General features: G+C 41.1%; 1 protein-coding gene and 1 pseudogene. Both read left to right on the forward strand.

What is annotated here, in order from left to right:
- Window positions 1-1,412: thioesterase domain-containing protein (locus tag V7K76_RS24765; RefSeq protein WP_335030122.1), on the forward strand; the 1,412-nt coding region annotated here is incomplete at its 5' end.
- Between the two features lie 8 nt (window positions 1,413-1,420).
- Window positions 1,421-3,337 (forward strand): annotated as a pseudogene (locus V7K76_RS24770) (condensation domain-containing protein); the annotation flags it as partial.
- Window positions 3,338-3,379: the final 42 nt, after the last annotated feature.

The following is a 3,379-nucleotide window of genomic DNA, read 5'->3' on the forward strand; positions in this document are numbered from 1 at the left end:
ATCAGAGTGTGCAAAAAGCAGTAGTAATTGTTAAAGAAAACGTATCTGGTGATAAGTACTTGGTGGCTTATATTGTTCCCAATATAGAGACGCAACGGCAGTCGCTACAACGGGGGGAACCCCCGCAACGCGCTGCCTCAAATTTTACGTCTCTACTACGTAAATTCTTAAAAGAAAAATTACCAGAATACATGATCCCAAAATCTTTTGTAATGCTGGATTCTCTGCCGCTAACAGTTAATGGCAAAGTAGATCGTTATGTGCTAACAGCACTCAACACTCCAACTAGCCACTCAATAGATAAAGCATTTATCGCTCCTCGGACTCCAACCGAGTCAACCTTAGCAAAAATTTGGGCTGAAGTGCTTAATATTGAGGGTGTGGGTATTTACGATAACTTCTTCGACTTGGGAGGAAATTCGCTGTTAACTGTACAGCTTATGAAGCAAATATACAAGCACTTTGAGCGCGAATTGCCGCTATCTAGCTTATTTTTAAATCCAACAATTGAAAGTTTAGCAACTGCTCTATCCTCACAAGCAGATTCTCTCCCGTGGTCGCCCTTAGTTCCGATTCAACCTGCTGGTTCAAGCCCAGCTTTCTTCTGCGTGCATCCAATTTTTGGTGTTGTTTTCCCTTATTACGAATTAGCTCAGAATTTAGGAAAAAATCAACCATTTTATGGGCTACAACCTATTGGACTTGACGGAAAAAGTTCTCCATTAACTCGCATTGAGGATATGGCTACCCACTACATTGAAGCATTGCGTAAAGTACAGCCTAAAGGCCCTTATTTTTTAGGCGGTTGGTCTTTTGGAGGTTGGGTTGCTTTTGAAATGGCTCAACAACTCCAAAAGTCTGGCGAAGAAGTGGCTTTACTTGCTGTACTTGACACTTTAGCACCAATTCCAGGCAATATACCTTCTTTGGGTAGTGGTTTCAAGTTTATGCTGAGGACAGTGGCGCGATATATATGGCCTTTTTTCCTCGATTATTTTTATCTAATCATCGCGATCGCCAATAACAGAATTAACAGTTTACTCCAAACAAATCTCTTCTCTCACTTCATCCGGAAAGAGGATGCCACAGTCAACACTATACCTGAAGAATCCAAGTTAAGACTTTTAAGCGAGTTAGCAATTCGTCCAATGCTTCGTGTTTATTATGCCAATAGCCAAGCAGTTCTTAACTATGTTCCGCAAGCCTACCCTAAACGAATTAATCTTTTCAGAACAAATGTTCAATCAAGCGGCAAGGAAGATCCGAGTATGGGTTGGGATCAGCTAATTGTAAAAGGAACAGAAATTCATCATATTCCTGGAAATCACCTAACTATGCTGAGAAAACCCCATATCCAAATTCTCGCCGCACAGCTAACAGCTTGTATTGAGAAAGCACAGAATTTAAAATAAGGATCAATATGTCTTCTGAAGAAGTCTTCGTTTTTCCAGCATCTTTTGCTCAACAACGGCTATGGTTTCTCGACCAGTTGATCCCCGACAATGGTATCTACAATGTGCCGACGGTAATTCGTTTAACCGGTTCGCTGAAATTAGCCGCACTAGAACAGACTTTTAACGAAATCGTGCGTCGCCACGAAACCTTACGCACAACATTTATTGTGTCGGATGGGCAACCCCTACAGGCGATTCCTGCGGAAAGCTACGCTAACGCACCCAGCTTAACAATACCTCTTTCTGTATTAGACCTCCAGCAATTACCAGATGACGAACAAGAGGTTAAAGCAAAGTGCATTATTACCGCAGAGATAGAACGTCCTTTTGATTTATCCTCCGGGCCATTGCTGCGAGTAATACTCCTCGTCCTTTCCGAGACAGAACATATTCTATTACTGAATATGCACCACATTATCTGCGACGATTGGTCTATGGGGGTACTGATTCGGGAACTGGGAATGCTGTACGCAGCTTTTGCACAAAACCAGCCTTCTCCTCTATTAGAACTGCCTCTTCAGTATGCCGATTTTGCTCACTGGCAGCGCGAGTGGTTACAAGGAGAAGTACTCCAAACCCAGTTAGCTTACTGGCGGGAGCAATTAAACGATATATCCATACTGCATCTACCTACTGACAAACCAAGGCCAGCTATACAAAGCTATCAAGGATCAACACAATTTCTAGAGTTACCGCTCAAGCTAATTGATGCACTAGAAAAGCTGTCACAGCAAGAAGGGGCGACATTATTTATGACGTTGCTGGCAGCATTTCAAACATTACTTTATCGCTATACCCATCAAGAAGATATCGCGGTAGGTTCGCCAATTGCTAATCGTAACCGTAGCGAAATTGAAGGCATAATTGGTTTTTTTGTCAATAGTTTAGTACTACGTAGCAACTTATCTGAAAATCCCACTTTTCGGGAACTACTAGGCAGAGTACGTGAGGTAACATTAGGAGCATACAGCTCCCAAGATTTGCCGTTTGAAAAGTTAGTTGAAGAACTGCATCCAGAGCGGAACTTGAGCCATCATCCGCTATTTCAAGTGGTATTTGGTTTTCAGAATGCGCCAATGTCAGCGCTAGAGCTACCTGGATTAGTACCTAGCTTTCTGAATATTGATTTGAAAAAAACGCGTTTTGATTTGGAACTGCATCTGTGGAAGTGTTCTGAGGATTTTAGGAGCTTAGGGGGCGGAAACTGGGAGTATTCTGAAGGTCTCCGAGGCGTAATCGTTTACAACACAGATTTATTTGATAAAGCTACTATTAGCCGGATGCTAGAACATTTTAAAACTCTGTTGTCAGCTATTGTTGCAAATCCAGAAGAACGAATTGCAAATTTACCATTATTAAGTGAAGCGGAGTTACATCAGGTATTGGTGGAATGGAATAACACCCAAGCAGATTATCCTCAAGATAAGTGTATCCATCAATTGTTTGAAGAAAAGGTACAGCAGTATCCTGATTCTATAGCAGTCAACTTTGCTAACGAGCAACTGACTTATCAAGAGTTGAATACTCGCAGCAATAAACTAGCGCACCACTTACAAAAAATCGGAGTATGTTCAGAAGTTTTAGTCGGCATTTGTATCTCACAGTCTATAGAAATGATTGTCGGGTTGTTGGGAATTATAAAAGCTGGAGGAGCGTATGTACCATTAGATTCCAGCTATCCTCAAGAGCGTCTAAATTTTATGCTTGAAGATGCACAAGTTTCAGTGTTGCTGACACAAGAAAACTTGCTCAAGCATTTTGAAGGTTTCTCAAATCCAATTATTTCTATAGATAAAGACTGGGAAATTATTACGCAAGAAAAGGAAGACAATCTGGCTCTTCGGCTATTTTTATGGAGTATTAATAGTAAAATGCCAGTTTAATAAACTGCGTAATCTAAAATTGCTAAAGTTACGAAAGCCATA

Source organism: Nostoc sp. (assembly GCF_036917975.1).
Lineage (GTDB): Bacteria > Cyanobacteriota > Cyanobacteriia > Cyanobacteriales > Nostocaceae > Nostoc.